A 3,937-nucleotide genomic window follows, 5' to 3' on the forward strand; every position below is an offset into this window, starting at 1 on the left:
CCGTCGCTGATCGTCACCAGAACCAGGTGGTCGCCCTGTCCCTTTCGTTCCGCCAGCATCCTGCCGGCGAAGAACTCGGGCACATCGGGATGCGGCATGATCGCTCTGACGGTGTCCCGCACAGGACTTCCGGAGGCCGAGGCTGTCCGCTGATTGTACGCGGATGCTTCCGGGCCTGCACGTTCGGCCGGTCGGACGGATCCGGAGAGAGGCGGTGCCCTGCTCGCCTCCAGGCAGGTACAATCCTCGGCAGTCGGGCGTGGACCCCACGCGGCAGCTTGGAGGCGGCCAATGAGACGAGTGGGATATATCGGATTGGGGTTGATGGGCAAGTCGATCGCCCGGAACCTGATGCGTGCCGGGCATTCGCTAGCGGTGTACAACCGAAGTTCGGCCGCGGTCGAGGAGCTGGTGGCCGAAGGCGCGGTGGCTTTGGGCGGACCGGCCGAGGTCGCCCGGTGGAGTGAGGTGGTGTTCACCAATCTGCCCGATTCACCGGACGTCGAGCAGGTCGTGCTCGGGGCAAACGGTGTGCGGGAAGGGGCGCACGCCGGAATGATCTACGTCGACAACAGCACGATCAAGCCCGAGGTGTCGCGCCGGATTGCTGTGGAGCTGGCGGAGGTCGGCGTCCTGGCACTCGATGCCCCTGTTTCCGGCGGGGATATCGGAGCCCGCGAGGCGACGCTGGCGATCATGGTGGGCGGTCCGCAGCAGGCGTTCGATGACGTGCTCCCGCTCTTCCAGGCGATGGGCAGGACGATCACCCGGGTTGGATCCAGCGGCGCCGGGCAGGTGGCAAAGGCGTGCAACCAGATCATGGCCGCCGCCCAGATGGTCGCCATGTCTGAGCTGCTGGTGCTGGCGCAGAAGTCCGGCGTTGATCCACAACGCGTGGTGGAGGCGATCCGCGGCGGCGCCGCCCAATGCTGGACGCTGGATGTCAAGGCGCCTCGCCTGTTCGCCGGCAACCGGCAGCCTGGCTTCAAGGCGCACATGATGCACAAGGATCTGGCCATCATCCTTGAAACGGCACGTGCCTACGGGGCCTCGCTGCCGATGAGCGGCCTGAACCTGCAGCTGTACGAAGCCATGCTGCAAATGGGCATGCGCGATCTGGACAACTCCGCCATCCTCGGCGTGTATGAGGCTCTGGCGGGAACTCGGGTTCCGTCCCCTGTTGCCGGCCAGCAGACTGACGGCTAGTCCTCCCTGAACACCTTCAAGGCTGCCTTTCGCCTGGCACAGTGCCCCTTCAGGGCCGGGCTTCTCGTGCTCGGGAGTCGCCTCCAGCCCGATGGTGAGGCCCAGGCTGTAATGCGTTTGCCGCTTGGGCCGCTCCTCAGGGGTGCTGCGGCTCCCCGCTACGGGCTCGGCTCGTGAGCCAAGGGCCGAGACGCATCAGAGATCGCACCCCGGACCAAGGGCCGGGGCGACCTGGGGGTGGCCCAAGAGCCCGATCCAATTGTGAAGAGTGGGGCCGGCGCGCGTCAGCCGCGATGAGATGCGCGGTTCCCGCCCAATCCGAGGGCACTTACGTGCCGAAAAGTGGGGGGCTGCCCCAACCGTTCGACCTCTTGGGACAGCCCCAGGACATTGGAAACCGCCGAAGGGAATTTTGACTTCGGGCGCCGGCTAGGCGATCGGGTACAGGCCCTGCAGTTGATCCATGAGAGGTACAACCAGCAGCAAGACCAGGACGATGGCGACCAGCACGAATAGGAACGTCACGATCAGGACCGAGCCAATCGCTCCGCCCCAGCCGAGGCGGGTGGCAGCACGGACTGCCAGGAACTGCAGGGCGAAGGAGTAGATGGCAAGGGGCATTGCGAGGCACGCCAGACACGGTATCAGCGCCAGCAGGGAAGAGATCAGGGTGACCGGAGCATAGTACGCCGTGTTGGCGTACAACAGCTGGCCGAAGGTCCCCTGCCCGCCAAGTGCGCTGGCGGTGAAGTGGACCAATCCGAAGTACAGCATCTGGCCCAGCACCAGGCTGATGGCTCCGATCGGGATGCCGCACAGCAACAGAATGGTCATATTCAGCCCCGCCAGACCGAACTCCTGGGGCAGGGTTTGTCCGGAACCGGCGAACTGCGCCAGCGCCCCGCTGCTCAATACTCGCGTCCAGACCAGCTGGCTGGCGGCGCTGAGCACCCCCGAGATCGCGCCCACCACTAGCAGCCAAACCACGGCCCGGCCCAGGGTGGCCTGCGGATCCTGCAGCAGGCGCTGATACGCTTCAAGCGTGGGGCGGCGCAGTGCGATATTCCAGACTTCGTAGAACGGAAGCGAGGGTTGCTGAACTGGAGCTTCGGGGATTGTCAGTTCATCCGTCATCTACCTCTCCCTCCTGGCTGGGCTGGAGACCGGTTCCGGGGTTCTGCGATTGGGCGAGCCGAATTGCATTCTGCGCCGCCGAAGCCCCTTGCGCCGGGGGCCAAGAACTCGCCTGCCAAGATTACATGTCCCCTGTGTGAAGCGCAAGCCGGTCCGAGTCCGAGGAGCGCGGCGGACGCCCGGCTGCTGCCCTCCCGGAGGGCGCGGAACGTGCGCCGACGGTCGGCGGCGCCCGGCCAAGAGCCATGTCCGCCGAGAGGGTCTGGGGGTGAACGCTCGCCTGGCGCAGATTCCCTCGGCCCTGCCTGCCCAGGATCCGCTCTTCCCGGCCGGCGCGACTCAGGCTGGGAAGCTCAGGGGGTCAGAAGGACAACCAGGCGCCCAGGGCCATGCACGCCTAGAGTCATCGTCATCTCGATATCCGAGGTGCGAGACGGCCCCGTGACAAGAGCCACCATCGACGATTCGCTGACCAGCGTTCTGCCCCCGGCGGCCAGCCAGGATGCCAGGTCTGCGTGGATGTCGCTCTGTTGCAGGACGACCACCAGGGTCGGCGGGAGCAGCGACGCGACCAGAGTGCCGACCGGGATGGAAGGAAGCACAACCGTCCCGGTGTCGGCGAGGGCTGCCCGCGCCCGCACCATGCCCCACGAGGCCGCCTCGATCGGCCGCGCAGTGGACGCCCCTGGCCAGTGGATATCGAGAAACTCGAATCCCGCCATCTCCATCTGCCGGCGTAGTTGGCTGTCGCTCTCGTCGTTCTGAGCCGCCAGCCCCGGCCCCCGATCCGCAGGCAGCAATCGGCGAAGCGCGTCCGCAATCCCATCCGTCGGGACCCGAGAGACTTCCCCGCTCACCGCCATCAGCGCCTGGGTGAATCCCTCGATCAAACTTCCCGAGGACCGCCGGGCAGTGGCGGCAGGCGTCGAGCTGGCCTGCGCAGGGGGTTCGACCGGGTGGCCTGCGGTCGTGGCTCTGGGAATGGCCTTCGTCTCGCGCCACCGTCGATGCAGTGTGCGGGAGGCGAAAGGTGGGAAGTGGCGGGAGCGGGTCCAGCTGGCCCCCGGCGGGGGGAGCCAGCCCAGCCATCCAGCCGCTCGGGGCGCCAGAGCCGCGGCCGCGCCCGCCAGGCGCTGTCCGAAGGCGAAACCGGCGGGGTGGGTGACGGCCCAGGCGAAGGCGCGAAGCCCCCAGCGCAGATCGCGCCGGCCCGAGCCCGTGGAAACATACTCCTGACGCAGGTGGAGCAGCATGCGCGGGATGTCGATCCCGATGGGACACGCCTCCTTGCACGCGCCGCACAGTGTCGAGGCCATCGCCAGATGGCCGAACGCCTTGACCCCGAACAACGCTGGAGAAACAACCGAGCCGATCGGTCCTGGGTAGGGGCTGCCGTAGGCGTGCCCGCCAAGCTCCTGGAAGACCGGACACGAGTTCAAGCAGGCGCCGCAGCGGATGCACATCAGCGCTTCGGCCAGCGGAGTGCCGTGCAGCCGTCGGCGTCCGTTGTCCACCAGGATCACATAGCGATGCTCCGACCCGTCCTCGGACTGCGGGCGGCCGGGACCTTGGATCAGCGTCACATAGCTGGTCAGGA

The 3,937-nt window shown here is 67.1% G+C and carries 3 protein-coding genes; 1 reads left to right on the plus strand and 2 read right to left on the minus strand.

Features of this window, described 5'->3' with window-relative positions; genetic code table 11:
- Positions 1 to 291: 291 nt before the first annotated feature.
- Positions 292 to 1,206: an NAD(P)-binding domain-containing protein gene (locus tag MUO23_06925; GenBank protein MCJ7512689.1), complete on the plus strand. Its 915-nt coding sequence runs from the start codon at positions 292 to 294 to the stop codon at positions 1,204 to 1,206.
- Between the two features lie 429 nt (positions 1,207 to 1,635).
- Here MUO23_06925 and MUO23_06930 read toward each other — a convergent pair whose 3' ends face one another.
- Together MUO23_06930 and MUO23_06935 are read right to left on the minus strand one after the other, a co-directional pair.
- The gene (locus MUO23_06930) at positions 1,636 to 2,340 is read right to left on the minus strand and encodes a YIP1 family protein (GenBank protein MCJ7512690.1); all 705 of its coding nucleotides are present in this window, start codon (positions 2,338 to 2,340) and stop codon (positions 1,636 to 1,638) included.
- A 353-nt stretch (positions 2,341 to 2,693) separates the two neighbouring features.
- A partial coding sequence (locus MUO23_06935) for an LUD domain-containing protein (protein MCJ7512691.1) occupies positions 2,694 to 3,937 on the minus strand: 1,244 nt, incomplete at its 5' end.

It is taken from the genome of Anaerolineales bacterium (genome assembly GCA_022866145.1).
Lineage (GTDB): Bacteria > Chloroflexota > Anaerolineae > Anaerolineales > E44-bin32 > PFL42.

Excerpts from the sequence above, each read along its gene's own strand:
- MUO23_06925 (MCJ7512689.1), top strand. The coding sequence starts at position 292 with ATGAGACGAGTGGGATATATCGGATTGGGGTTGATGGGCAAGTCGATC.
- MUO23_06930 (MCJ7512690.1), bottom strand. The coding sequence starts at position 2,340 with ATGACGGATGAACTGACAATCCCCGAAGCTCCAGTTCAGCAACCCTCG.